Raw genomic sequence first — 23,320 nt, 5'->3', positions numbered from 1 at the left:
GCTTGAGCGTAGCGCGGATAACGCGCGGTATCACAACGGGCAATAGATCAGTGAGATTTATGTTTTGGAGTCTTTGCGCAGTCATTTTTCCATCGTTGCGCCCGTCAAAGAGGAATCGCTATGAGCCAGATTATTGCCATTTTGAATTTTGAAGAGGGCTACCGTGAGGCGCCCTACCTTGATACGCAAGGGTTTCCTACCGTGGCCGGCGGTATCCGCATCGGACCAAAAGGAGCCTCACTCAGCAACTACATCTTCCAGGTCCCGCGACGAGTGGGGGATGTGTGGAAGCAGTGCATTGTGGAAAACAAAGTGCAGGAGATGAACCAGCGTGCTCTGGTGCAGCAAGCGCTAAGCAAGTGCAGTGAGGCGCGCTGTGATGTGCTGATCAGCATGGCATACCAATTGGGCGTCGATGGATTGTCCCTGTTTCGCGGCATGCTGAGTGCCATCACGCAGGGGGACTTTAACGGCGCTGCCAATGCCATGCTCGACAGCTTGTGGGCACGGCAAACGCCCGGGCGCGCACGGCGCCACGCAGAGGTGATGCGCAGCGGCAGCTACGACATTTATCGGGGGCTGTTATGAACATGAGATGGACGGTGTTTGTCATCGCGGTGCTGGCGGCAGTGATTGTGCTGTTGTTGCTCCAGCGTTTTACCACGCTGGAGTTCGTCAAGCATGCACGATTATTGTTCAAAACCTGGTCAGTGTGGCTGGCTTCATTGGGTTCGATGCTCAGCGCCTGGGCGCAATCCTTTCCTTCATCCGCGCTGGATGCCTGGAATGCACTGCCTCAGGACATCAAAGACATTCTTCCTCACAACTACCTCGGGTTGATTGGTGCCTTCATGGTGGCGATGGGGGTTCTGGCGCAGTTTGTTCGGCAGAAAAACCTGATCGAACAGCGCAAAACGCTGGAGGAGAAACCATGACGCTTATCACTTCACTGCTTGGCGGCAGCTGGCACTGGCTGGCTGCGCTGGCGGGCATTGTTGCGGCACTGATTGCCAGCTACTTCGGTGGCAGAAAGATTGGCAAGGTGCAGCAACAAGCCAAATCAGAGGTGGAATCCGCGAACAAAGCGGCCGTGCAGGCTGTCGCGGTTAACCAGCAGCAACAACAGTTGCGCGAGGAGGCTAAACGTGTGGAAGCCAGCAATCTTAACCTTGATGACGCTGCTGCTCGCGACAAGCTGCAGCACTCGAAATACAACCAGCCCTGAATCCCCCGTCGTTATCGACTCTGCTTGCACGCTTTTCTCCCCGATTTACACCCACGGCAATGATGCCGAGCGTATGGATGTTCGCACCGTGCGCGCCATCAACAACCACAACGATCTCTGGGATCAGCACTGCGGCCAATTGGCGCAGTAACGCCGTTCCCACACTTGCATTGCAAACCTGAAAAGGCCGAGGAGGCTATGATGATCGAAGTTAATTCATTTGCAGAACTGCGCACCACCACGCCGACTAAAAATGGCGATCTGGCGTTTTTGCGCCGCTACAACGTGGACTCCACCTTCCATGGAGGCGGTGACTTTACCGGTTTTATTGGCACCACCACCGCGGCAGACGATGGTGGTACCTTAGCCATTGGTAATGGCTTCTACTGGAAACGCGTGATTAACGATCCTTCTGACGTGAACGTCTATCACTTTGGTGCCAAAGGGGACGGTTATGCCAATGACACGGACGCGGTTAATCGCATGCTAACCTGGACGCAGAATTACAGCGGTAATGTTAAGGACCTGCCGATTCGTTTTCCCGGCGGGAAGTTTTTGATCAGTCCAATTGATATCAGCGGCACCGATAACGCCTTCTTTGGCCTGCAGGGTGATGATGTTGAGCTGGGGTCACTGCCGCGTACCACGATTATCTCGGATAAGAGTGCCAACCCGGTATTCAAGGTGAAGGCGCGCCGCACCTCGATTCGCGGCATTGCCTGGAATGGTCAGGCCTCGGCCGATATCACCACCAACAAAGGCACCATCACTGCCGATATGTGCAGCAACGTCCAGCCGTTCTTCGAAAATACCTGTATCGAAGGCACCACGGTAAACATCTACTGTTTCCGCGCACAGAATAACGGCGGCACGGTGATTAAAGTGCTGGACACGCTAGACAGCAAATTTGACCAGATTTATACCCTCTACACCTATGCGCGCGTCTTCGATGTGGGCTGGTCAAATTCACCCAACGGTGTATGGGATCACTCTACCGCGATTGAGATTTGTAACTGTAACTTCCAGACGGGTTATGGTGACGCCACGTTGTATATGCCGCGCTGTACACAGGGGATTTTGCGCAATGTGTGGATCGAGCACACGCGTAATCCAGGGGACTTGTCGGATGGTGGCTGGACCATTGACACGCTCAATATCGAGGATTGCGGCAATCCTTTCAATCTCAATAATGCGCGCGTGGTGATGCGTCAAATCAACCTGCAATCCGGCGCGAAAGTGTCGAACGATCTGGTTGCCGGCAGATGGCTCTCCACCTTCGAATATGGCTATCGCCGTGACGAGAGTTACGGCAGTTTCCTGACCGGATCGTTACGTGCCGGCTATTATAGCGGCTACAAAATCACCAATAACACTTCAACCGACAACTGGTATCGCCTGGGGCAGTTGTTCTTCCCCAATGCGAACCAGCAGTGGGTGATGGAGTTTATTGGTAAAGCCGATGCCACCCAGCCCACCGGTACCGCCGGCACCCCGGTTAACGTGGCCAGTAGCGGCAAAACCTGGATCAATTTGCAACGGCTGGATACGGTGTGGGCGGATGCCTTTCATATGGGGCAGCCCGCCATCCTGGATATGCGTTACGGCCGTGTCGGCACCACTTATGCCGTGGTGTGGGTGAAGCTGAAAGCCAACAGTGGCGACACGATGCTGAACCTGAAAAATACCGGTCCGACGCGATTCGATAGCGGTTCCTGCTCGCTGTTCCAGTCTGATCTGTCGGTCGTTACCGATACCACCACCATGGGCACATTGAAGCCAGCCGCACGCTTTGGCATGCACAATGGGCTGGCGGGGATTGGTGCTAATGAGAAGGGCGTGCTGACGGTAGCCACCGCTGCCGGAACGCCAACCAATAAAACCACGCCAACCGGCTTTGTGCTGGTAAATATCAACGGTGTTGACCGTAAACTGCCCTACTACGACTGAAATCCAACCTATCTGGCGAGGCTGCGGCCTCGCCTTTTTTTTTGATCAAAATGCACACTGTGCAGTTCCGTTGCGTCGTCTATTTAAAAAAACGAGCCTGTCAGCCGCACAGGATAGCGATTTGCTCATATGGAAGGTGTTAACTCTCTTTTTATTTTAGTTAATGCGCACAAAAAACGTGAATTTGACAGGTGTGTGGTTTTTAGTACGGCACAAGGTAAAAGATGGCTCAATTTATCAGATCCGTTCTTATCTCAAGATTCATTACAGTTTAATTTACTCAGTTAATTAGCAGGTTAACTTATAGAACAAGGTGTTAGCGAAGTATGGCCTTGTCAGTCCATTTCTATCTTATTATTCCTAACAGTATTTGACTGCCGCCTTAATCAGTTTTCTGAAAACCGATTCATCCGCGCTAATCTTTCCCCTTCAACGATATCTCATTTCCAGCTAAGTAAATTCCGTATTGGCCTACAGGCCATTGACCTCATCGCCTTGTCTGGTGAGAATGCGATTAAAAGTTTGAATCAGATCGCAAAATTAGGGCCCTGAGCCCATTGCAACACGGCTGCGAGAGTCATGTTGAATTAACGCCACTTGCCATTATCGAACGGCGAAAGACGCATCGAGATAATAAAATGGCAGGGCATACAGCAAAATCGTTAATGTCGTCACGTTCGTTGAGAAGGCCGTCTTTAGATGCACCTTTTCAATCCCGGTCGGCATTTCTTGTGGTGCAAAAAAATTCAGTAGGCTGCACCCGTTTTAATCATATGAATGGCATGTTGATAATTGGCGTTTCTTATTGATGTCACGGTGATTGCACTAAGCGTCATCTTGTCTTCAAAATAAGATTTAATGTAACTGCTTGATATTTCACTGAACTCGTCTGAGTGCAGTGTGGTTTCTTTGCGTCAAAAATAGCCCGTATCAGGTAGTCAGTACACTGGTAGCTGTAAGCCAGGGGCGGTAGCCTGCGCTTTTCGTTAAATGAATGAATAATAAAATTGCACGATTTGATTAGCGATAATCTTATTTAGCCCACCGTTTTATGAGCGTTTAAAGGCCGGTAATTCCTGCCTGAGGAAACTCCTAAATAAATCAAAGTTAATGTTAAGCCGGACGAAAGTGACGTGAAGTTTGGCTTAGCCATGAATCTCACTGAGGTTGATCTGTGAAAGATAAATTAAAAAATTCGATGTGGATGATTGCTGAAAAACTCATCGCGGTGTTTGGTCTGATTTTTGTGACGTCCTATGTCGCGAAATATGTTGGACCGACCACCTTCGGCATTATCTCACTCTCCATGCTGGTGTTTCAGTTTATTCAGTCGATCGCCGTTATGGGCAGCGATGTGATTTTGCTGAAGCGTATTTCGCAAAATCGTCATTCAGGTATTCGCCTGATGATGGCGACCTTTCTGCTGGTGATGCTGATTTACTGCGGTTTAGCGCTCAGCGGCATGGTGATCATGGGAGAGGCGTGGAGCAGTGAAGCGCTGGTATTTATCTGCGCAGCGGCGATTGCCTGTCTGTTCTCGTCGATTGATCTGGTCAATATCTACAACGAGGCCATGCTCAACGCCCGACTCAATGTGATCGCCAATGTGATTGGCCTCGCAATCAGTCTGTCAGTGCGCTTCATTATTTCATATCTGCAGCTGGATCCTCAGTTTCTGGCGATCCCCATTGTGCTGGCCACATTGCTGCCGTTCAGCATCAAGCTGGCGATCTTCTGGCGCTATCATCGCCAGGGGCCGATCCCCGCGCTGCGCCACATCAAAAAGTATTCGCGCTACATGGTGGCTTCCGGCATTTCGCTGGTGTTCTCGGTAATCGCCATCGCGATTTATACCCGCGTCAACCAACTCAGCGTTTCGTATTTCCTTGGCGTAAAAGAGGCGGGGATATTTGCTGTCGCCATGACGCTGGCAACCTCATGGGTGTTTTTACCCAACGCCTTGTTGGCCTCATTTTTTCCGGCGTTCTTTGCCGAGCGTGATGATGAGCAGTCAATTATCAAAGCGCAAAAACTGCATCTGCTGGTGCTGGGAGTATCCGCCATCGTGATCATGGCGATATGGCAACTCTCGGGCTGGTTTATCCGTGATTTTTACGGCGAGGCGTATCTCGATGCCATCGCGCCGACGCTGTTGCTCAGTGTGGGTGCGATGTGTGGTGTGCTCAGCAGCTTAATGGACCGTTTTATTATTAAGTACAACGGTTATCGCTTTTTAGTGAAAAAGACCTTTGCGGTATTAATTATCTGCCTGGCATCGTCCATTTTATTGGTGCCACTTTTGGGTTTAACCGGCGCTGCCCTCAGCGTGGTATTAACCGAATTCCTCTCTTTCTCGCTGCTTAATTATTTCTTCACTGCGCAACCGGTGATGCGTATTCATCAGATTTTTTTCAACCCCAGGAAACTATGGCAGTTATTTGTCAATTACAAAACCTCAGACAGTAAAGAGAGTTTATCATGAATGAAAAACCACTTTTCAGTATTATTATTCCCGTCTATAACTCACAAAAAACCATCAAGCGGACATTGCTGAGTGTGCTTAATCAGACATTCAGTAATTATGAAATTGTGGTGGTCAATGATGGTAGCACTGATTCAACCCTAAACGTACTGGAGGAGTTTTCACGTTATTCTCAGGTCACGGTGATCAACCAAAGGAACGCCGGTGTCAGCGCGGCTCGCAATAGCGGGTTGCAGCAGGCCAGTGGGGAATATGTTCTGTTCCTCGATGCAGATGATTGGGTGGATGATGATTTCCTGATGATCTTCAAACAGAATCTGGAGGCATGGCCAACGGAGTCGATAGATCTGATGGTAGGCAACCTCAACGACGGTCGCGTGGGCAAGGTCTCTCGGGCTGGCTTCTTCAGCAATGAGGATATTCCTTATGTGCTCGGTGAGCTGGAGATGAGCGACAACATTGGTTATTTGCATAACAAGTGTTATCGCCGTCAGATACTGAGTGAGCTGAACCTGCGCTTTATCGAGGGGATCTCGATGAGTGAGGACCTGTTATTTAACCTCAAATTCTTCAGCTGTATTAGCAATTTTCTGGTCACTCAGGGAACGCCCTACCATTATGAAGATGTTGCCGGTTCATTATCCAAGCAAAAGGTTCATTACAGCGAGCTTAAAGTCAGGAAACAGTTTCTGACCACGCTGTATGATTCTATCGTTGAGAAATATCAGGGAAGCAATCTCGATTACCTGTTAAAAGGCATTTCAAAACGCGTGCTGGCGTTAGACATGCAAATTGTCACAGCGATGTATCATTCGTCGTTTTCACCTGCGGATATTGCGCAGGAAATTAATGAAATAAAGCGGGGGAAATACTCGAAAGGGATTTTCATTCTGCTGAATAAAAATGAAAAACTGAAGTACATGATTATGAATTTGAATACTATCACAGCGTACTATTTCCTTTATGCACTCTACAGAATGCGCGCATTCTGATTTGAAATTCCCCCGGGATTATTCTCTGTCATTGTCTGCTGCGGATATTCCTCAGAATACCGAGTGGAACGATGGCTTCGCCAGAGAGCAGTTGCCGGGGGAGTTTCACCTTTCTCTACTGCAGTCCCTGTGGCAACGGTTCGCCGTTGCCACATTTTCCCTGCCAGCACGACCCGCCTTTCACTCCTCGCTGTCTCGCGCATGATTCTCCTGCTAATACCCTGGGCAGTCTGCCATTCGAGCCCGACAAATCCTTGCACTCCAGCATGCTCTCAGGTCAAATAGCGCCCCATGCAAACGTTTGCGTGCGCGAGTCATGCAATTTTGTTGGTTTAATGACCGATTCACGCATTTATGACGGCTTTGTGATGCATGTCTTGCGTTCAGGCAACCTTAAGCCGTCAAAAACGCGTAGCATGTGCCCCGTCGCACCAATGGCATGTTTAGCCGCCGTGATTTCGGCTGCATTGTTTAAAGAGCTTTAAATTCTGGAGAGACAGATGGACAACTCACAAACCGTTGCGCAGGGCACGGTTGAGGCCCATTCAACAGGCTGGCGTAAAAGTGATACCGTGTGGATGCTGGGCCTCTACGGTACAGCGATAGGCGCAGGCGTTTTGTTCCTGCCTATCAATGCAGGTGCAGGTGGTCTAATCCCCCTGATTATTATGACAATCCTCGCGTTCCCCATGACCTACTATGCACACCGTGCTCTGACGCGCTTTGTGCTGTCGGGTAGAAATCCCGGTGAAGATATTACTGAAGTGGTGGAAGAGCATTTCGGGGTGGGCGCCGGCAAAATCATCACCTTGCTTTATTTCTTCGCTATTTTCCCGATCCTGCTGATGTACAGCGTGGCAATCACCAACACCGTCGACAGCTTCATCGAGCACCAACTTGGTATGGTGTCGCCGCCGCGCGTGGTGCTGTCATTGGTCCTGATCATTGGCATGATGACCGTGGTGCGCTTTGGCGAGCAGATGATCGTGAAAGCGATGAGCGTGCTGGTGTTCCCGTTTGTCGCGGTGCTGATGTTGCTGGCGGCTTATCTGGTACCACACTGGCACGGCGCAGCCCTGGAAACGCTGTCGTTCAGCCAGGGAACGGGCGATAGCAGCATCTGGATGACGCTGTGGCTGGCGATTCCGGTGATGGTGTTCTCCTTCAACCACTCGCCGATTATCTCGTCGTTTGCGGTGGCGAAGCGCAATGAATATGGCGCAGGCGCGGAAAAGAAATGCTCACGCATTCTCGCCAGCGCACACCTGATGATGGTGGTGACGGTGATGTTCTTCGTCTTCAGCTGCGTGCTGAGCCTGTCACCCGCGGATTTGCAGGCGGCGAAAGATCAAAACATCACCATTCTTTCCTATCTGGCGAACCATTTTAATGTGCCGATGATTGCCTGGATGGGACCGATTGTGGCGATGGTCGCCATCACCAAATCGTTCCTCGGCCACTATCTGGGCGCGCGTGAAGGCTTCAATGGAATTGTGGTGAAATCGCTGCGCAGCCGGGGAAAAAACGTATCGCCTCAGCGTCTGAACCGCGTGACAACCGGCTTTATGCTGCTGACCACCTGGCTGGTTGCCACCTGGAATCCGAGCATTCTCGGGATGATTGAAACTCTGGGCGGACCGATCATTGCGATGATTCTGTTCCTGATGCCGATGTACGCGATTCAGAAAGTCCCGGCGATGCGTCAGTACAGTGGCAAAATCAGCAATGTGTTTGTGGTCATTGTTGGCCTGTTAGCGATTTCGTCGATTGCGTATTCGCTGATGAATTAATGCAAAAGGGCGGCGCGATTCCTCGCGCCGCTCTGTCTTACACTGCCGCTGTCTTGAAGACGCTCATTGACTGCGCCAGTCGATCGGCCTGCTCCTGCAACGCTTGTGAAGCGGCAGAGGCTTCCTGCACCAACGCGGCATTCTGCTGAGTGACCGCTTCCATCTGGGTAATAGCCAGATTGATCTCACTGATACCGCTGCTTTGTTCGCTGCTGGCAATGGTGATTTCACTCATGATATCCGCCACGCTCTTCACGCTGTTCACCACTTCACCAATGGTGGTTCCCGCATGTGTCACCAGACGGCTGCCTTCATCCACTTTCGAGACTGAATCTTCAATCAGGACTTTGATCTCTTTCGCGGCAGAGGCGGAGCGCTGTGCCAGATTGCGCACTTCTGTCGCCACCACGGCAAATCCACGGCCTTGTTCACCCGCGCGAGCGGCTTCAACCGCAGCGTTGAGTGAGAGAATGTTGGTCTGGAAGGCAATGGAATCGATCACGCTGATGATATCGACGATCTTCTTAGAAGAGAGGGTGATCGCTTCCATCTTCTCGATGACCTGTTCCATCACCACGCCACCCTCTTTGGCGACGGTTGAGGTGGTGGCCACCAGCTGATTAGCTTCACGCGCGTTATCCGCATTGTGCTTCACGGTCGCGGTCATCTGCTCCATGGCAGAGGCGGTCTCTTCCAGCGAGCTGGCCTGCTGTTCGGTACGGGATGAGAGATCGATGTTACCGCTGGAGATCTGATTCGACGCGACGGCAATTGTGTCAGAACCGGCGCGTACGTTTGACACAATCGTCAGCAGGTTATCGTTCATCGCCTGCAGTGCCTGCATCAGCACGGCGGTTTCGTCTTTACCGCTAACTTCAATGTGTGAACTGAGGTCGCCCGCCGCGACTTTCTCGGCAATGCCCACCGCTTCATTCAGCGGACGCACAATTGAGCGCGTCAGCATAAAGCCAAGCAGCACGGAGGCGGCAATCGCGATCGCCGAGAAGATCAGCGTGATTTCGATGGCGGTAGAGCCGTCATCAATAATGCCAGAGCCCTCTTTGCGCAGTTGATCTGACTGTGAGTTGGCAAAAGCCACCGCGCTATCAAGGTAGGCGTTCTGGGTGCTGGTGATTTTCTTCAGCACATAAGTGCTGGCTTCCTCGAGCTTGCCTGCACGAACCAGATCCAGCACTTCATTCTTTTGCTGCTCAAACAGTTGGCTGGCGGCCAGCAGGCCGGCGATTTTCTTTTTACCGATTTCGGTAACCTGAATGGCTTCAATCTTTTTCATGGCGCTGTTGGTGCGCTCGGTTGCCTCATCCAACTGCTTATAACGTTGCACGTTATTTTCCGGACGCAGCGTGTCAATCACCATGCCGCGCAGGTATTTGATCTGATCGTTCACGCCATCGCGCACGTCAAAACCCAAACGGACTTTGACATAGCGGTCTTCCACAATTGAGGTGATGCCATTTTTGATGTTGTTAATTTTCATAATCGACGTCACACCGACTACGCCCAGTAGGGCCACGACAAGCGCGAAGGCTATCCCTAAACGGGCGCCCACTTTCATATTCTTTAAGCTCAACATTGGTTCTCCCCGTAATGCTAAATAGTGTTGTTTTCAAGACGGAAAAGCAGGCAGTTGGCCTGCATCAGGCTGATGTTTTATAAGGTAAAGATACTTACCGGCCGTAATTAATCGGGTATGGCAGCACCGGTTCAAGCGCTATCAGTTATCGGTTGTTAATGTTTTAACTTTAATTTTTTAGAAGTGCGTCACAAAATCGTTAACGTGATTAATGAGTGGATCGGTGTGTGTGAGCGCAGGCAGGGCGTAAAAAAGGCGCGAAAATCGCGCCTGATTAAAAAAGGGGGAGGAAAAAAAAGGATTAGCGTTTCTTCTCCAGTACGCGATGAATGACGCTCGACAGTTCGTTAATCTCAAATTTCGCCACATAGCCATCGGCGCCGACTTTACGCACGTGGTCTTCGTTGGCACTGCCGGAGAGCGAGGAGTGGATCACCACCGGAATCTGGCGTAATGCGTCGTCGCGTTTGATATTGCGCGTGAGCGTAAAACCATCCATCTCTGGCATTTCGAGATCGGTCAACACCAGCGCGATCTTGTCGTGGATCGACTCGCCTGCCGCTGCGGCTTCTTTCTGCATCTCGTTAATTTTGATCCAGGCTTCCAGACCGGTGTTATGCATGATGGCTGGAATGCCCATGCTTTTCAGGCCCTGCTCCAGTAGCTGGCGCGCGACTTTGGAGTCCTCCGCGACAATCGCCACCTGGCCGGGCTTGAGGTTGAAGTCTTTCGCCGTTTCAGCACTCGGCTCAACGCCGCGCACGGAAGGGATGATGTCATACAGAATTTGCTCAACGTCCAGCACCATCGCCAGGTTGTTACTCTGACCGTCGGTGTCGAGGCAGGCGATACTGGTGATATTGCGGCTACCAATGCCGGCTTCAGCGGTGTGCACCTGATTCCAGTCCAGGCGCACAATATTTTCCACCGACTCCACAGCAAAGGCCTGCGTGCTGCGCGCATATTCGGTGACCAGCAGCAGATTGAGGCCGGTTTCCGGTTTGCAACCGGTCACCGCGGGCAGGTCGATGACCGGGATAAACTGACCGCGAATACTGGCCATACCGAGCAGCGGTGATTGCATACCCGCCGCACGGGTAATGGTCGGCATTGGCACGATTTCACGCAGTTTGAATACGTTGATGCCGTAGAGCTCAGATTTGCCTTTCAGCTGATCGGAACCCAGGCGGAACAGCAGCAGTTCGAATTTATTGGAAAGCGCAAGGTTAGCGCGTTCATCGATCTCTTTCTGAAAATTATCCATCATGGCCTCAAGCGGAATCTGGGCAGGTAAAGGGGCAATGATTAACTTATCGGCAGCGCGGGAAAAAAATGAAGGGGTGGGCAGAAATTTTAGCGCGAGAGCGGATGCCCTCGCGCAAAAGGGGATTACTTCAGCAGGATGGCGCGGACGCTTTTGCCTTTGATCTTGCCTTCTTTCAGCTTGATCAGCGCTTTCTTCGCCTGTGCCGCATCGATCGCGACATAAGCATGCGTCTGCGTCAGGTCGATCTTGCCGATCTGATCGCCGCTAAATCCGGCTTCACCGGTGAGAGCACCGAGAATATCGCCCGGGCGGATTTTGGCTTTGCGCCCACCATCAATGCACAGCGTCATTTTAGTGGCAGGCAGAGCTTGCGCCGCTTTGCCCTTCAAGGTGGCGGAGGAAACCCAGTTGAGTTTCTGGCTCAGATACTCTTCCAGTGCATTAGCACGCACCATTTCATCGGGCGCGACAAAGCTCACGGCTAACCCTTTCTCACCCGCGCGACCGGTGCGGCCGATGCGGTGGATATGCACCTCAGGATCCCAGGCCAACTGGAAGTTCACCACTAACGCCAGCGATTTGATATCCAGCCCGCGCGCGGCCACATCGGTGGCAATCAACACGCGGATGCTGCCATTGGCGAATCGGATCAGGACGCGCTCACGGTCGCGCTGTTCCAGATCGCCATGCAGCGCCAACGCGCTGATCTGACGATCGTTCAACGCGGCGGCGATATCATCACATTCACGTTTGGTATTACAGAACACCACGCAGGAAGACGGCTGCTGCTGGCTAAGTAATGCACTCAGCAGGTTGCCGCGCTCATGGGCGCTGGCTTCAATAAACTGTTGCTCAATAGCAGGCAGTTCGGCTTTGTCTTCCGTGGCCACGGCCAATGCATCACGCTGGAAGCGCTGGCTGAGGCTGGCAATAGTGTCTGGCCAGGTGGCAGAAAACAGCAGTGTCTGACGTGCTTCCGGCGTGAACCCGATGATGGCTTCCATGTCGTCGCGGAACCCCATCTCCAGCATGCGATCGGCTTCATCTAGCACCAGCGTCTGCAGTGCGTTGAGGTCGAGGTTGTCACGCTTGAGATGATCAAGGATACGGCCCGGCGTGCCGACCACAATATGCGGGGCATGCACCAGCGAATCGCGCTGCGCGCTCATCGGCTGGCCGCCACACAACGTCAAAATTTTAATGTTGCGCGTGAAGCGCGCGAGTTGGCGCAGCACGTTACTCACCTGATCCGCCAATTCGCGGGTAGGGCATAACACCAAAGCCTGGGTCTGGAAGCGGCTGATATCGATGCGTTGCAGCAAGCCAATACCAAAGGCTGCCGTTTTACCGCTGCCGGTTTTCGCCTGCGCACGCACATCGCGCCCTTCAAGAATAGCGGGCAATGAAGCCGCCTGAATAGGTGTCATGGCGTCGAAGCCCATCTCGCGCAGGTTGTCGAGTTGGCTGGCAGGAAGTTGCGTCAGGGTAGAAAAAGCGGTCACGGGAATGTCTCAAATAGCGGTCAGGATTGCGGCGGTCAGTCTCGCAGAAAGGGCTGCTATCGGCAATGCAAATCGCGTAATTGATAACATAGTGAAATCGATTAGCGTGGTGATCGTTTGGTTAATTATTCACCTTTTATAGATGTAAAATTCTAATCATTTTTGTCTGCGTGCCTGGTTGCTTTAAATGGTGTGAAACGTCTTTCTTGAATGAAAAGGTGTAATTAGCGTTGATAAAGGGACTATATAGCGTCTTTTAGACCTGTTTTTGTCTATGTTACGCTTACGTGTCACTTAAGATGGGTAAAATTCCGATTAAAATAACCTGCCGTTTTGCTTTATATTTGGCGCGCCATTTGGCAAACAATAATATATTCAGAGGTCCACTTTGAGTCTTTACGTCCAGGGACAAAACGAAGACATTCTGAAAATCGTCGGCCGCGCCGTGTTAACCCTGCATCTGCACGGAGAGACCTTATCTTCGGATAAAGTCAGCTCCATGATTGCCTGTTACGCGGAAGAAGAGCCAGTTAGCGACGATGAAAACCAGCGTTTGTATGCGCTGGCGATTCAGATGTTATCGTAAATCCAGCCATCTGCAGTGGGCGCATGCCGCCCCTGCATTTACCGTTCATCAAGCCTCCTCACGGAGGCTTTTTTGATCTCAGGCACTGAACACTGCGGTACCACGCTGGAAGGTGGCACGCACCGGGGCAATCCGTGCCACCGCTTCGGCGGAGCAGCTCGCCTCAACCAGCATCATGTTGGCATCATCCTGCACTTTCGGCCACTGGCGCTCGCCCTGATTCGACAGCGGCAGGATGCCGCCGGTGGCAATGTGCAGTGCCCGGCTCAAACCAAACTCATCCGAACCGCGATAGAGTTGCGCATACAGGTTGGCTTTCTCCAGCATGCTGCCGGTGCCAAACGGTGACCAGTGATCGATCACGCTGTCGGTGCCGGTCATCACCGTGATGCCCGCGGCCTGCAATTGCGGTAACGGCATAGTGAGTTTGCCGATGGGGATAGTAGACGCCACGCTCATCTGTTGTTCAGCCATGCCTGCAATCATCTTATCGAGCGTTTTGCCTTCCAGCGTGGCCAGCGCAAAGCCATGGCTCAGCGTCACTCTGCCTTTGAGCGGCGGGTTCTTTGCGATGGTGTCCACCATATACTGAATGGCTGCCACGCCAGATGGCGCGGTTTCGTGCAGATGGATATCGACGCCACGATCAAAATCCAGCGCAATCTGGAACATGGCATCCAGCGAGGCCTGCATAGCGCTATCCACATTGGTGGGATCCAGTCCACCAACGTACTGTACGCCCATCTGCATCGCTTCGCGCATCAGGCCATCCACTTTTGAATGCAGTAAACCGTGCTGCGGGAAGGCGACAATTTCACAGGGAAATTCGGGGTGGTTCGCCAGCGCCAGCTTCAGATGCTCCAGGCTTTTCAGGCCACTCACCGGATCGATGTTGCAATGGCTGCGTGCTTCTGTGGTGCCTTTACTGTGCAATAAGCCGATCAACGCTTCAGCACGCGCCTGCGATGTTGGGAGCAACTGCGGGATCAGTACCTGCTCACGAGCAATCATATCCATGATGGTTTTGCCCTGGCGCGGACGCGGGGCTTGCCAGGGGCCGCTGTAAAATGTTTTGTCCAGGTGGATGTGCATGTCACGGGTGCGCGGCAACAGCAGCGAGCCTTGGGCATCCCACTGCGCAATGTCGGCGTTGCGCGCTGTACCGGCGGCTTCGATGGCGGCAAATTTGCCGTCTTTGACAGTGATATCGTAAAGCGCTGTCCGCGTCGCGATGATGTCGTTGCCGTCACGCTCAAAGCCTTCTTCGAGGCGTACGTTGAGCAATTGGTAATGGTCCACGCGCGGTGGCGGCGCAGAGATTGGCGATACGGCGGAAGAGGGCGAGGGAGCGGCGGCGCTCATACCGGCGGCCAGCAGGCTTCCGGCGGCGGTGAGGCGGACGCCCTGGCTAATGAAATCGCGACGGCTAGGTGAAGTGAGGTGCATCAGAGGCTCCAGTCAACAAGGAAAACGTTAATCTGGCAAAACCCGGGGCGCGGCGCTGCGATATTTCCCACTGCTGAGCAGTGGAAAAATCACTGCCACTTCAACTGGCAAAATTCGACTAACGCCTCGGCCAGCGCCTGCTGCAAATCGTCCTGTGGGGAACGGCAAAACAGCGCCAGCTCAAAGTGGCTGATCGGCGGTAAACCCTGAGTTTCATCCAGCACGCGATGCCCCGGCAAACGACAGCTGGCAGGCAGCAAGGTCAGGCCTAACCCCGCCGCGCTGGCACTGGCGAGCGCCACCAGACTGGCACTGCTATAACTGATGCGCCAGCTGCGGCCCAGCGCATCCAGCGTCTGACACATCTCCTCGCGATACAATCCCTGCTGGGGAAATACCACCAGCGGCACTGGCGTCTGCTCAAAGCAGGGGTGTTCGGCGCTGTCCAGCCACAGCAGGGGTTCCGGTCGCGCTGCCAGCGGACGTTCACCGCCGGGTTGCTTGATCAGCATGATATCCAGCTCTTCTCGCTGCCACGCACGATGCAAGTCGACATTCATGCCGCTCATCACGTCGAGGCGCAGCTGAGGATGTTCACGACTAAACTGTGCCAGCAGTGCTGCGGTGGGGGCTGCAAAATCCTCTGGCACGCCAAGGCGCAGGACGCCATCGCGCCACTTGTCGCTCAGTACATCGTGAGCCTCGCCGTTGAGCGCAATGATCCGGCGGGCATAGCCAAGTAATTTCTCTCCCTCCTCAGTTAACACCACCTGATGCGAGGTGCGTTCCAGCAGCGCTTTACCAATCATCTCTTCCAGGCGGCGAACCTGCTGGCTGACGGTGGATTGCGAGAGGTGCACGCGCTCAGCGGCGCGTGTGAAGCTGGCGGTTTCACATACCGCGACAAAACTGAGTAACTGCTGCGGCGTAAACATCGGCTGACGATTCATTTTTCCACTGATCGCTATGGCGTTATTTCATTTCCAAATAGTAACCATTGCTGCGACCCTGACAACCTTTCTACTGCAGGATTGTGTATGAACCGACATTCCGACGGATTGACGCTCGCCGCTTTGGTGCTGGCCGGGCTCAATATGCGTCCGTTACTGACCTCTGTTAGCCCCTTGCTGGGCGAACTTCGCCAGGCCATGAGCCTTTCTTCGATTGCCGCTTCGTTGTTACCCGCCGTGCCGATGGTGATGATGGGCGCGGTGGCGCTACTCAGTGCCTCCCTGATGCAACGTGTTCCGCTGCAACGTTTGTTGATCGCCGGGCTGATCCTGCTGCTGCTGGCGCTGGCCGCACGCGGTGTGATTCACGACGGGCAATGGCTGGTGGTCAGCGCGCTTTTTGCCGGGCTGGGGGTTGGCGTGGTGCAGATGGCGATGCCAGGGTTGATTCGTCAGCGCTTTGCTCAGCGCAGCGCCCCGGTTACCGGGTTGTGGGCGGGCGCGTTAATGGGCGGCGGCGGATTGGGGGCAGCACTCTCGCCGTGGCTCAGCGCGCATTTCGGCTGGTCACTGGCGCTCACCGGTTGGGCACTGCCCGTATTGCTGGCGATTGTGCTGTGGTGGATCGTGAGTGTGCCGGTGATGCAAAGCGCAGAGTCGGTCTCTATGCCCTCGCTTTGGCGCAAACCGCGCGCCTGGTCGCTGGCACTCAGTTTTGGCCTGGTCAATGGCGGCTATGCGACCTGCGTCGCCTGGCTTCCGGATGCTTATCACCATCTTGGCTGGTCAGCACAGGCGGGCGGCTCATTGCTGGGCGTGATGATCCTTTGCCAGGTGGCAGGCGCGTTGTTGATGCCCTTGCTGGCGCGCAAGGCGGATCGCCGTCCACAGCTGATCATCAGTCTGGTTTGCCAGCTGGTCGGTATGTGCGGTTTCCTGTTTTCCCCCCTGTTAGCGCCATGGTTGTGGGCGGCGATTGCCGGATTTGGTTTAGGGGCTGCGTTCCCGCTGGCGATGGTGCTGGCGCTCGATCACCTGCCACATCCGCAGGCGGGTGCACGCCTGGTGGCGTTTATGCAGGGCGCAGGTTTCATCATCGCCGGGTGTATGCCGTTTATCGCCGGTCAGTTGCAGGCGCTGACGCACAGTTTTACCAGCGTGTGGATGATGCAGGGCGGCGTGACGGTGGGATTGATCGTACTGAATCTTCGCTTCCATCCCCACAGCTATCGTCGGGCCTTTGGTCAGACAGAGTGAGTATTGGTCCTACCAAAACGATTTAAATGTTGCCACATCGTCACATAACACGAAAAATCACCCCAGCGTCGTTGCTTTAGATTAACAATGCATTAACTATCTGGAGCCAGAAAGCCCCGCACTGCATTTTGGTCCTACCAATTTCAGTGAGCAGAAGGGCAAGACCTGCGGCGCAAACCTGCATTGCCGTTGCGCTGCACTCATCTGGTAACCTCTGGAGATAACGGCATGCCGGTGTGGCAACAAAACTACGATCCTCTCAACAATCTGTGGCTCTCCAGCCTGGTGGCGGTGATTCCGATTGTGTTCTTCTTCTTCGCGCTGCTGAAGCTCAAGCTGAAAGGCTATCAGGCGGGCACCGCCACGGTGGTGATTGCACTGCTGGTGGCGCTGTTCCTGTATGGTATGCCGTTGGGCCAGGCGCTGGCTTCCGTGGTGTATGGCTTCCTGTACGGCCTGTGGCCAATCGCCTGGATCATCGTCGCGGCGGTATTTGTGTATAAAATCTCGGTGAAAACCGGGCAATTCGACATTATCCGCGCTTCGATCCTCTCGATTACTCCCGATCAGCGCTTACAGATGCTGATCGTCGGTTTCTCCTTCGGCGCGTTTCTCGAAGGGGCGGCGGGTTTTGGCGCACCGGTGGCGATCACCGCAGCCCTGCTGGTGGGATTAGGCTTTAATCCGCTGTACGCGGCTGGCTTATGCTTGATCGTCAACACCGCGCCAGTGGCCTTTGGTGCGATGGGGATTCCGATTATTGTCGCCGGGCAAGTCACCGGACTCGACAGCTTCCAGATCGGGCAGATGGCCGGGCGTCAATTGCCGTTCCTGACCATCATTGTACTGTTCTGGATCATGGCGATTATGGATGGCTGGCGCGGTATCAAGGAAACATGGCCAGCGGTGATCGTGGCGGGCGGATCGTTCGCCATTGCGCAGTTCCTCAGCTCCAACTTCCTTGGCCCCGAGCTGCCAGACATTATCTCGTCACTGGCCTCTCTCATCTGCCTCACGCTGTTCCTGCGCCGCTGGAAGCCAGTACGTATTTTCCGTTTCGATGAGAAAACCGCCGTTGACCCGACGCAAACCTCTCAGCGCTATACGTTGGGCCAGATTGTGCGCGCGTGGATGCCATTCCTGTTCCTCACTGCCACCGTCACCCTGTGGAGTATTCCGCCGTTCAAGGCGCTGTTTGCTAAAGGTGGCGTGATGTATGACTGGGTGTTCAGCGTTCCGGTGCCGCTGCTGCATGAGCTGGTGGCACGTATGCCGCCGGTGGTGAGTGCGGCAACGCCTTATGCGGCCATCTTCAAGTTTGATGTGCTGTCAGCCACCGGCACAGCGATTATCGTGGCGGCGGTGCTGTCAGTTATTTGGCTGCGTATGAAGCCCGCTGCGGCGATCCAGACCTTCGGTGAGACGCTGAAAGAGTTGGCATTGCCCATCTACTCAATCGGTATGGTGCTGGCCTTCGCCTTTATCTCCAACTACTCCGGATTGTCTGCCACACTGGCCTTAGCGCTGGCGCACACCGGCAATGCCTTTACTTACTTCTCGCCGTTCCTTGGCTGGCTGGGTGTGTTTCTGACAGGATCCGATACCTCTTCTAATGCGCTGTTCGCGGCGTTGCAGGCCACCACCGCGCAGCAGATTGGTGTGTCGGATGTGCTGCTGGTGGCCGCCAACACCACGGGGGGCGTGACGGGTAAGATGATTTCACCTCAGTCGATCGCCATCGCCTGCGCCGCCGTGGGGCTGGTGGGTAAAGAGTCGGATCTGTTCCGCTTTACCGTTAAACACAGTCTGATCTTCACCTGTATGGTGGGGGTGATCACGACACTGCAAGCTTATGTCTTAACCTGGATGATTCCATGACAGAAAACACGCCGCGATTAGCGGAAACGCTACGGGCGCGATTGCTCGCCTGGATTGAGGAACATCAGCTGGAGCCGGGTATGCGCTTACCGGCCGAGCGTCAGTTGGCCGCTGAGTTCGGTGTGTCACGCTCATCATTGCGTGAGGCGATTCAGCAGCTGATCAGTAGCGGCGTGTTAATCAGTAAACGCGGCGGCGGTACCTGGCTATGTGAGCCGCAGGAACCTTGGTCGGAACAGCGGATTGTCGAGCCGATTCGCCAACTGCTGGCGGATGATCCGGATTATCGCTGGGATATCCTGGAAGCGCGCCACGCCATCGAAGCCAGTACCGCCTGGCACGCCGCCCTGCGTGCCACGGAAGCGGATAAAGAGAAGTTGCGTCTTGCCTTTGATGCTCTGCTGAAGATGCACGACTGTGACGATCCTGATATCGCGGCGCAGGCCGATCTGCGCTTCCATCTCGCCATTGCTGAGGCCTCGCACAATGTGGTGCTACTGCAAACCATGCGCGGTTTCTTCGATTTGCTGCAGTCTTCGGTACTGCACAGCCGCCAGCGCATGTACACCCAGCCGGTGATTTTTAATCGCCTGAATGAACAGCACCAGGCGATGTTCGATGCGGTGATGTCCGGTGATGCCGAGTCGGCACGCCAGGCGGCGATGGATCACCTCGGCTTTGTGCATACCACCTTGAAATCGCTCCATGAAGATGAAGCCCGGCAGGCGCGGATTACCCGCTTGCCAGGCGAGTCCCTGGATAATCGTAAGGAAAAAAACTGATGATCATCTCTGCAGCCAGTGACTATCGCGCCGCGGCGCAACGTATCCTGCCCCCGTTCCTGTTCCATTACCTTGACGGCGGCGCGTATGCCGAACACACCCTGAAGCGCAATGTGTCCGATCTGTCGGACGTGGCACTGCGTCAGCGTGTGTTGAAGAACATGTCCGATCTCAGTCTGGAAACCAAACTGTTCAACGAAACGCTGTCGATGCCGGTCGCGTTAGCGCCTGTGGGTTTGTGCGGCATGTACGCGCGACGCGGGGAAGTACAGGCCGCGCGTGCAGCGGCACTGAAAGGCATTCCGTTCACGCTCTCCACCGTATCGCTGTGTCCGATTGAAGAGGTGGCGCCTGCCATTAATCGTCCGATGTGGTTCCAGCTGTATGTGCTGCGCGATCGTGGCTTTATGCGTAACGCACTGGAACGCGCGAAAGCGGCGGGCTGTTCGACGCTGGTCTTCACCGTGGATATGCCGACGCCGGGCGCGCGCTACCGCGATGCGCATTCGGGCATGAGCGGGCCTAACGCGGCGATGCGTCGTTACTGGCAGGCGGTGACACATCCGCAGTGGGCGTGGGATGTGGGGCTGAATGGCCGTCCGCACGATCTCGGTAATATCTCTGCTTATCTCGGTAAGCCCACCGGATTGGAAGATTACATTGGCTGGCTGGCCAATAACTTTGACCCGTCGATCTCATGGAAAGACCTGGAGTGGATTCGTGAGTTTTGGGATGGCCCTATGGTGATCAAAGGCATTCTGGATCCCGAAGATGCGCGTGATGCGGTGCGCTTTGGCGCGGACGGCATTGTGGTTTCTAACCATGGCGGACGCCAGCTGGATGGCGTGCTGTCATCGGCACGCGCACTGCCCGCGATTGCAGACGCCGTGAAAGGCGATATTGCCATTCTGGCCGACAGTGGTATCCGCAACGGGTTGGATGTGGTGCGTATGATCGCGCTCGGTGCAGACACGGTGCTGCTGGGCCGTGCCTTTATCTATGCGCTGGCGACCCATGGCCAGCGTGGCGTTGAGAATTTGCTGAATTTGATCGAAAAAGAGATGAAAGTGGCGATGACGCTGACCGGGGCAAAAACCATTGCCGAGATCACCCAGGATTCGCTGGTGCAGGCAAATGCGCTGCTGAGCGAAGCGGGTTTACACCCGGCCCGACCGCGTGCCGTGAGCTGAGGCGCGGAAAGCAAAATGAGTGGCGTTGTCTATACTGACTGCTGTCTGACTAACAGGAGGAATGACATGACCATTCATAAGAAAGGATCGGCCCATTGGGAAGGCGACATCAAAGGCAAAGGTACCGTGAGCACCGAAAGCGGCGTGCTGAACAACCAGCCTTACGGATTTAATACCCGTTTTGAGGGTGAGAAGGGCACCAATCCGGAAGAGTTGATCGGTGCTGCACATGCGGCGTGCTTCTCCATGGCGTTGTCGCTGATGCTGGGTCAGGCTGGCCATCCGCCAAAAAGCATCGACACCACGGCGGATGTGTCACTGGACAAAAAAGGTGAAGGTTTTGCCATTACCAAAATCGCACTGACCAGCACCATTGCGTTGCCAGGCATCGACAGTGCCAAATTTGATGAGATTATTCAGAAAGCCAAAGCGGGCTGCCCGGTCTCTCAGGTGCTGAATGCTGAGATCAGCCTGGACTATACGCTGAATAATTAATCGCCCTTACGGTTTACCAGCGGTAGAATAGCGATGCGCCTTCGGGCGCATCGTTGCTTTCTGCCGTCTGGAGGATGCGTGGGGAAAAAACTGGCTGCAACTAAACACTGGAAAATGATTGTGGTGCTGCTGTGCATCTGCGGCGCGCTGATGCTGATTCGTTGGGCTGCCATGATATGGGGCTGAAAGACTGGATCTGCCGCCATAAGCTCGGCGTGCTAGTGATGGTGATTCTGGTGCTGGAAGGGGTGCACTATCTGCTGACCGCCTCCTGGTTACCGTGGCAACTCGGTTGATTCAGGCGTATTCGCTGTCTGGCTGGCGAACGTTACGCACACTGCTGCGCGCAATGCGATAGGCCTTGCGTGGGTCACCCGCCACAAACTCAAAGGTGGGTGAGTAGTAGAATGGCAACCAGCCTTCAAAGCTGCTCTCCCACTCCCAGCGCACCGGGCAGGGCCAGAGAATGCCATCATACAAAATGTAATAAACCCAGCGTCCGTTTGGACGACGGGGGCGATGATTCTTCATGGGATTCACAACGGTAATAGTGTAAAGCAGCTTATATTTTGGACGCTGCGCGCCGATCTTGCAATGCCGTCTGGCTTATTTTTTGTACAATGAACATAAAATGGCACCGAATTAACGGTGCACTTCCCCGCACAGCAGGACCACATTCGGCCGGACTTTATGGATGCGATCGGCCATTTGCTCACAGGCCACTTTGGTCGGGTAGATACGTTCTGACACGGGTAAGGCGTCACAGGCATCGTGTCCACACGCGCTCACTAACAACACAAAACCAATCAGCATGATTGGACTCCTTTAACACGTTCCTGATGATACGGAAGCAGTGGCTGTTCGTTCCTTTTTTTAATCCAGTATAGCCAAACGGCACGAGAGTCAATGATCACCCCGAGCGGCCTTGTGGTGCGAACGGTGAGATTATAACCAGCCGGACGCACATCAGCAGTACAATCTGGGCTAAACTGTGCGGCCCTGACAAGAATGATGAGTGAGTGACCAATGTTGAACGAAATTGCCCATCCGGCCAGCAGCCCAAAACAAGCCGCGCTACAACTGGTGATTGAACTGGTGCGTGCAGGCAAACTCAGCCCAATGCAAGGAGATGCTTCAAACATGATTTCTATCTACGAGCAGTTCAAAGCCCATTTTGAGGCGGACAAACACAAAGACTCGGCCATTTCCTGATGCTTTTATCCTAAAAACAGCGCAAGAGATTGCGCTGTTTTTTTTATGCGTAGAACCAGGCGGGCAGAATCGCGATCAAGTTATTCAACGTATGCAGGAAGATGGGCAGCGCGAGGCTATTGCTGCGCAGACGGGCGTAACACAGCAACAGTGAAAACAGCGTCAGGGCCACGATGGTTTCCCAATGCACGTACTGCGTGTGCATCGCGGCGAACAGCAGTGAGGTGAGCAGCATGCAGGCGAAGCGACTCTTCGGCGCCCACAACAGAAACCCCTGTAACAGAAAACCGCGGAACAACACCTCTTCAAACACTGGCGCCAGCAGCACGGCGGTTAGCAGCAGGATCAACATCGAACTGCGACCCTGTTGGCTCTGGGCAATCAACCAGCCTTCCGGTTGCAGGAATTGCGTTTGCGCCACCATCAGTGCCACCAGCGCACCCACAAACAGCAACGCCTGGCCAGGACGGAGATATCCCAGCGGAATGTCAGTGCGGCGTTGGCAATAAAAACGATACAGCGGATAAATGACCGCGAATTCGAACAAGCAGAGCACAGGCACCAGTAAACCGTTATTACGCAGCGCCCCGTAGTTGGGAAACAGCGTAATCAGCATGGTCACGACGTAATACACCACAAAGCTCGCGGCATAGAACAGCGTCAGCGTCACTTTGTCGGATTGGGTGTCCATAGTCAGCTCAATGGGCAGAGGAAAACGCATAGTA

The 23,320-nt window shown here is 54.0% G+C and carries 23 protein-coding genes; 15 read left to right on the top strand and 8 right to left on the bottom strand.

Features of this window, described 5'->3' with window-relative positions:
- Positions 1-120 precede the first annotated feature (120 nt).
- The 7 genes from LH22_RS17525 (at position 121) to LH22_RS17495 (ending at position 8,436) form a co-directional block, all read left to right on the top strand.
- Positions 121-588 carry a glycoside hydrolase family protein gene (locus LH22_RS17525; protein WP_038648745.1) on the top strand — a complete coding sequence of 156 codons (468 nt, stop codon included), beginning with the start codon at positions 121-123 and terminating at the stop codon, positions 586-588.
- A gap of 2 nt (positions 589-590) precedes the next feature.
- On the top strand, positions 591-935 hold the full coding sequence (locus LH22_RS17520) for a hypothetical protein (protein ID WP_200538298.1): 345 nt from the start codon (positions 591-593) through the stop codon (positions 933-935).
- Positions 932-1,225, top strand: coding sequence for a hypothetical protein (locus tag LH22_RS17515; RefSeq protein ID WP_038648740.1), 294 nt, complete (start codon positions 932-934; stop codon positions 1,223-1,225). The genes LH22_RS17520 and LH22_RS17515 overlap by 4 nt, the downstream gene beginning before the upstream one ends.
- A gap of 201 nt (positions 1,226-1,426) precedes the next feature.
- Positions 1,427-3,172 (top strand): amylovoran biosynthesis protein AmsF, encoded by a 1,746-nt coding sequence (locus tag LH22_RS17510; protein ID WP_038648738.1) that lies wholly within the window; start codon positions 1,427-1,429, stop codon positions 3,170-3,172.
- Positions 3,173-4,346: 1,174 nt separating this feature from the next.
- The gene (locus LH22_RS17505) at positions 4,347-5,654 is read left to right on the top strand and encodes an oligosaccharide flippase family protein (protein ID WP_038648735.1); all 1,308 of its coding nucleotides are present in this window, start codon (positions 4,347-4,349) and stop codon (positions 5,652-5,654) included.
- Positions 5,651-6,646 carry a glycosyltransferase family 2 protein gene (locus tag LH22_RS17500; protein WP_038648733.1) on the top strand — a complete coding sequence of 332 codons (996 nt, stop codon included), beginning with the start codon at positions 5,651-5,653 and terminating at the stop codon, positions 6,644-6,646. The genes LH22_RS17505 and LH22_RS17500 overlap by 4 nt, the downstream gene beginning before the upstream one ends.
- A gap of 500 nt (positions 6,647-7,146) precedes the next feature.
- Entirely contained in the window at positions 7,147-8,436 is a 1,290-nt protein-coding gene (locus LH22_RS17495) for an HAAAP family serine/threonine permease (RefSeq protein ID WP_038648731.1), read from the top strand.
- A 37-nt stretch (positions 8,437-8,473) separates the two neighbouring features.
- Here the strand turns inward: LH22_RS17495 and LH22_RS17490 are convergent, their stop codons facing one another.
- From LH22_RS17490 to dbpA, 3 genes are all read right to left on the bottom strand, one after another.
- Complete coding sequence (locus LH22_RS17490) at positions 8,474-10,030, bottom strand: methyl-accepting chemotaxis protein (protein ID WP_038648729.1); 1,557 nt, start codon at positions 10,028-10,030, stop codon at positions 8,474-8,476.
- 301 nt (positions 10,031-10,331) lie between these two features.
- Entirely contained in the window at positions 10,332-11,294 is a 963-nt protein-coding gene (locus LH22_RS17485; protein ID WP_034825306.1) for a chemotaxis protein, read from the bottom strand.
- 125 nt (positions 11,295-11,419) lie between these two features.
- Positions 11,420-12,799 (bottom strand): ATP-dependent RNA helicase DbpA, encoded by a 1,380-nt coding sequence (gene dbpA / locus LH22_RS17480; RefSeq protein WP_038648727.1) that lies wholly within the window; start codon positions 12,797-12,799, stop codon positions 11,420-11,422.
- A 388-nt stretch (positions 12,800-13,187) separates the two neighbouring features.
- Between dbpA and LH22_RS17475 the strand changes: the two genes are divergently transcribed.
- Entirely contained in the window at positions 13,188-13,385 is a 198-nt protein-coding gene (locus tag LH22_RS17475) for a hypothetical protein (protein WP_038648725.1), read from the top strand.
- A 78-nt stretch (positions 13,386-13,463) separates the two neighbouring features.
- On the opposite strand, the gene LH22_RS17470 is transcribed toward LH22_RS17475, so the two are convergent.
- Both LH22_RS17470 and LH22_RS17465 read right to left on the bottom strand, forming a co-directional pair.
- A complete protein-coding gene (locus LH22_RS17470; RefSeq protein ID WP_038648722.1) occupies positions 13,464-14,831 on the bottom strand; it encodes an amidohydrolase family protein in 1,368 nt (455 codons plus the stop codon).
- 89 nt (positions 14,832-14,920) lie between these two features.
- Positions 14,921-15,781 (bottom strand): LysR substrate-binding domain-containing protein, encoded by an 861-nt coding sequence (locus LH22_RS17465; RefSeq protein WP_038648721.1) that lies wholly within the window; start codon positions 15,779-15,781, stop codon positions 14,921-14,923.
- Between the two features lie 87 nt (positions 15,782-15,868).
- On the opposite strand from LH22_RS17465, the gene LH22_RS17460 reads away from it, so the two are divergent.
- The 6 genes from LH22_RS17460 (at position 15,869) to yniD (ending at position 21,569) form a co-directional block, all read left to right on the top strand.
- Complete coding sequence (locus tag LH22_RS17460; RefSeq protein WP_038648720.1) at positions 15,869-17,038, top strand: cyanate transporter; 1,170 nt, start codon at positions 15,869-15,871, stop codon at positions 17,036-17,038.
- Between the two features lie 228 nt (positions 17,039-17,266).
- On the top strand, positions 17,267-18,916 hold the full coding sequence (gene lldP / locus LH22_RS17455) for an L-lactate permease (RefSeq protein ID WP_038648719.1): 1,650 nt from the start codon (positions 17,267-17,269) through the stop codon (positions 18,914-18,916).
- Entirely contained in the window at positions 18,913-19,698 is a 786-nt protein-coding gene (gene lldR, locus LH22_RS17450; protein ID WP_038648717.1) for a transcriptional regulator LldR, read from the top strand. The genes lldP and lldR overlap by 4 nt, the downstream gene beginning before the upstream one ends.
- Positions 19,698-20,888: an FMN-dependent L-lactate dehydrogenase LldD gene (lldD, locus tag LH22_RS17445; RefSeq protein ID WP_038648716.1), complete on the top strand. Its 1,191-nt coding sequence runs from the start codon at positions 19,698-19,700 to the stop codon at positions 20,886-20,888. The genes lldR and lldD overlap by 1 nt, the downstream gene beginning before the upstream one ends.
- 66 nt (positions 20,889-20,954) lie before the next feature.
- Entirely contained in the window at positions 20,955-21,383 is a 429-nt protein-coding gene (locus tag LH22_RS17440; protein WP_038648715.1) for an OsmC family protein, read from the top strand.
- A 78-nt stretch (positions 21,384-21,461) separates the two neighbouring features.
- Positions 21,462-21,569 carry a small membrane protein YniD gene (yniD, locus tag LH22_RS21045; RefSeq protein ID WP_097117533.1) on the top strand — a complete coding sequence of 36 codons (108 nt, stop codon included), beginning with the start codon at positions 21,462-21,464 and terminating at the stop codon, positions 21,567-21,569.
- A 111-nt stretch (positions 21,570-21,680) separates the two neighbouring features.
- Here the strand turns inward: yniD and LH22_RS17435 are convergent, their stop codons facing one another.
- Both LH22_RS17435 and LH22_RS20765 read right to left on the bottom strand, forming a co-directional pair.
- Positions 21,681-21,914, bottom strand: coding sequence for a hypothetical protein (locus LH22_RS17435; RefSeq protein WP_038648712.1), 234 nt, complete (start codon positions 21,912-21,914; stop codon positions 21,681-21,683).
- 111 nt (positions 21,915-22,025) lie between these two features.
- Positions 22,026-22,196, bottom strand: a complete 171-nt coding sequence (locus tag LH22_RS20765) for a hypothetical protein (protein WP_007887091.1) — start codon at positions 22,194-22,196, stop codon at positions 22,026-22,028.
- 213 nt (positions 22,197-22,409) lie between these two features.
- On the opposite strand from LH22_RS20765, the gene LH22_RS17430 reads away from it, so the two are divergent.
- A complete protein-coding gene (locus LH22_RS17430; RefSeq protein ID WP_034830477.1) occupies positions 22,410-22,595 on the top strand; it encodes a hypothetical protein in 186 nt (61 codons plus the stop codon).
- Between the two features lie 43 nt (positions 22,596-22,638).
- Here LH22_RS17430 and LH22_RS17425 read toward each other — a convergent pair whose 3' ends face one another.
- Positions 22,639-23,286: a CPBP family intramembrane glutamic endopeptidase gene (locus LH22_RS17425; protein WP_034830547.1), complete on the bottom strand. Its 648-nt coding sequence runs from the start codon at positions 23,284-23,286 to the stop codon at positions 22,639-22,641.
- Positions 23,287-23,320: the final 34 nt, after the last annotated feature.

It is taken from the genome of Pantoea rwandensis (assembly GCF_000759475.1).
GTDB lineage: Bacteria > Pseudomonadota > Gammaproteobacteria > Enterobacterales > Enterobacteriaceae > Pantoea > Pantoea rwandensis_B.
This window is presented reverse-complemented; position numbering and strand designations above follow the sequence as displayed.

Excerpts from the sequence above, each read along its gene's own strand:
- LH22_RS17525 (WP_038648745.1), top strand. The coding sequence starts at position 121 with ATGAGCCAGATTATTGCCATTTTGAATTTTGAAGAGGGCTACCGTGAG.
- LH22_RS17520 (WP_200538298.1), top strand. The coding sequence starts at position 591 with ATGAGATGGACGGTGTTTGTCATCGCGGTGCTGGCGGCAGTGATTGTG.
- LH22_RS17515 (WP_038648740.1), top strand. The coding sequence starts at position 932 with ATGACGCTTATCACTTCACTGCTTGGCGGCAGCTGGCACTGGCTGGCT.
- LH22_RS17510 (WP_038648738.1), top strand. The coding sequence starts at position 1,427 with ATGATCGAAGTTAATTCATTTGCAGAACTGCGCACCACCACGCCGACT.
- LH22_RS17500 (WP_038648733.1), top strand. The coding sequence starts at position 5,651 with ATGAATGAAAAACCACTTTTCAGTATTATTATTCCCGTCTATAACTCA.
- LH22_RS17495 (WP_038648731.1), top strand. The coding sequence starts at position 7,147 with ATGGACAACTCACAAACCGTTGCGCAGGGCACGGTTGAGGCCCATTCA.
- LH22_RS17490 (WP_038648729.1), bottom strand. The coding sequence starts at position 10,030 with ATGTTGAGCTTAAAGAATATGAAAGTGGGCGCCCGTTTAGGGATAGCC.
- LH22_RS17485 (WP_034825306.1), bottom strand. The coding sequence starts at position 11,294 with ATGGATAATTTTCAGAAAGAGATCGATGAACGCGCTAACCTTGCGCTT.
- LH22_RS17470 (WP_038648722.1), bottom strand. The coding sequence starts at position 14,831 with ATGCACCTCACTTCACCTAGCCGTCGCGATTTCATTAGCCAGGGCGTC.
- LH22_RS17465 (WP_038648721.1), bottom strand. The coding sequence starts at position 15,781 with ATGAATCGTCAGCCGATGTTTACGCCGCAGCAGTTACTCAGTTTTGTC.
- LH22_RS17460 (WP_038648720.1), top strand. The coding sequence starts at position 15,869 with ATGAACCGACATTCCGACGGATTGACGCTCGCCGCTTTGGTGCTGGCC.
- lldP (WP_038648719.1), top strand. The coding sequence starts at position 17,267 with ATGCCGGTGTGGCAACAAAACTACGATCCTCTCAACAATCTGTGGCTC.
- lldR (WP_038648717.1), top strand. The coding sequence starts at position 18,913 with ATGACAGAAAACACGCCGCGATTAGCGGAAACGCTACGGGCGCGATTG.
- lldD (WP_038648716.1), top strand. The coding sequence starts at position 19,698 with ATGATCATCTCTGCAGCCAGTGACTATCGCGCCGCGGCGCAACGTATC.
- LH22_RS17440 (WP_038648715.1), top strand. The coding sequence starts at position 20,955 with ATGACCATTCATAAGAAAGGATCGGCCCATTGGGAAGGCGACATCAAA.
- LH22_RS17435 (WP_038648712.1), bottom strand. The coding sequence starts at position 21,914 with ATGAAGAATCATCGCCCCCGTCGTCCAAACGGACGCTGGGTTTATTAC.
- LH22_RS20765 (WP_007887091.1), bottom strand. The coding sequence starts at position 22,196 with ATGCTGATTGGTTTTGTGTTGTTAGTGAGCGCGTGTGGACACGATGCC.
- LH22_RS17430 (WP_034830477.1), top strand. The coding sequence starts at position 22,410 with ATGTTGAACGAAATTGCCCATCCGGCCAGCAGCCCAAAACAAGCCGCG.
- LH22_RS17425 (WP_034830547.1), bottom strand. The coding sequence starts at position 23,286 with ATGGACACCCAATCCGACAAAGTGACGCTGACGCTGTTCTATGCCGCG.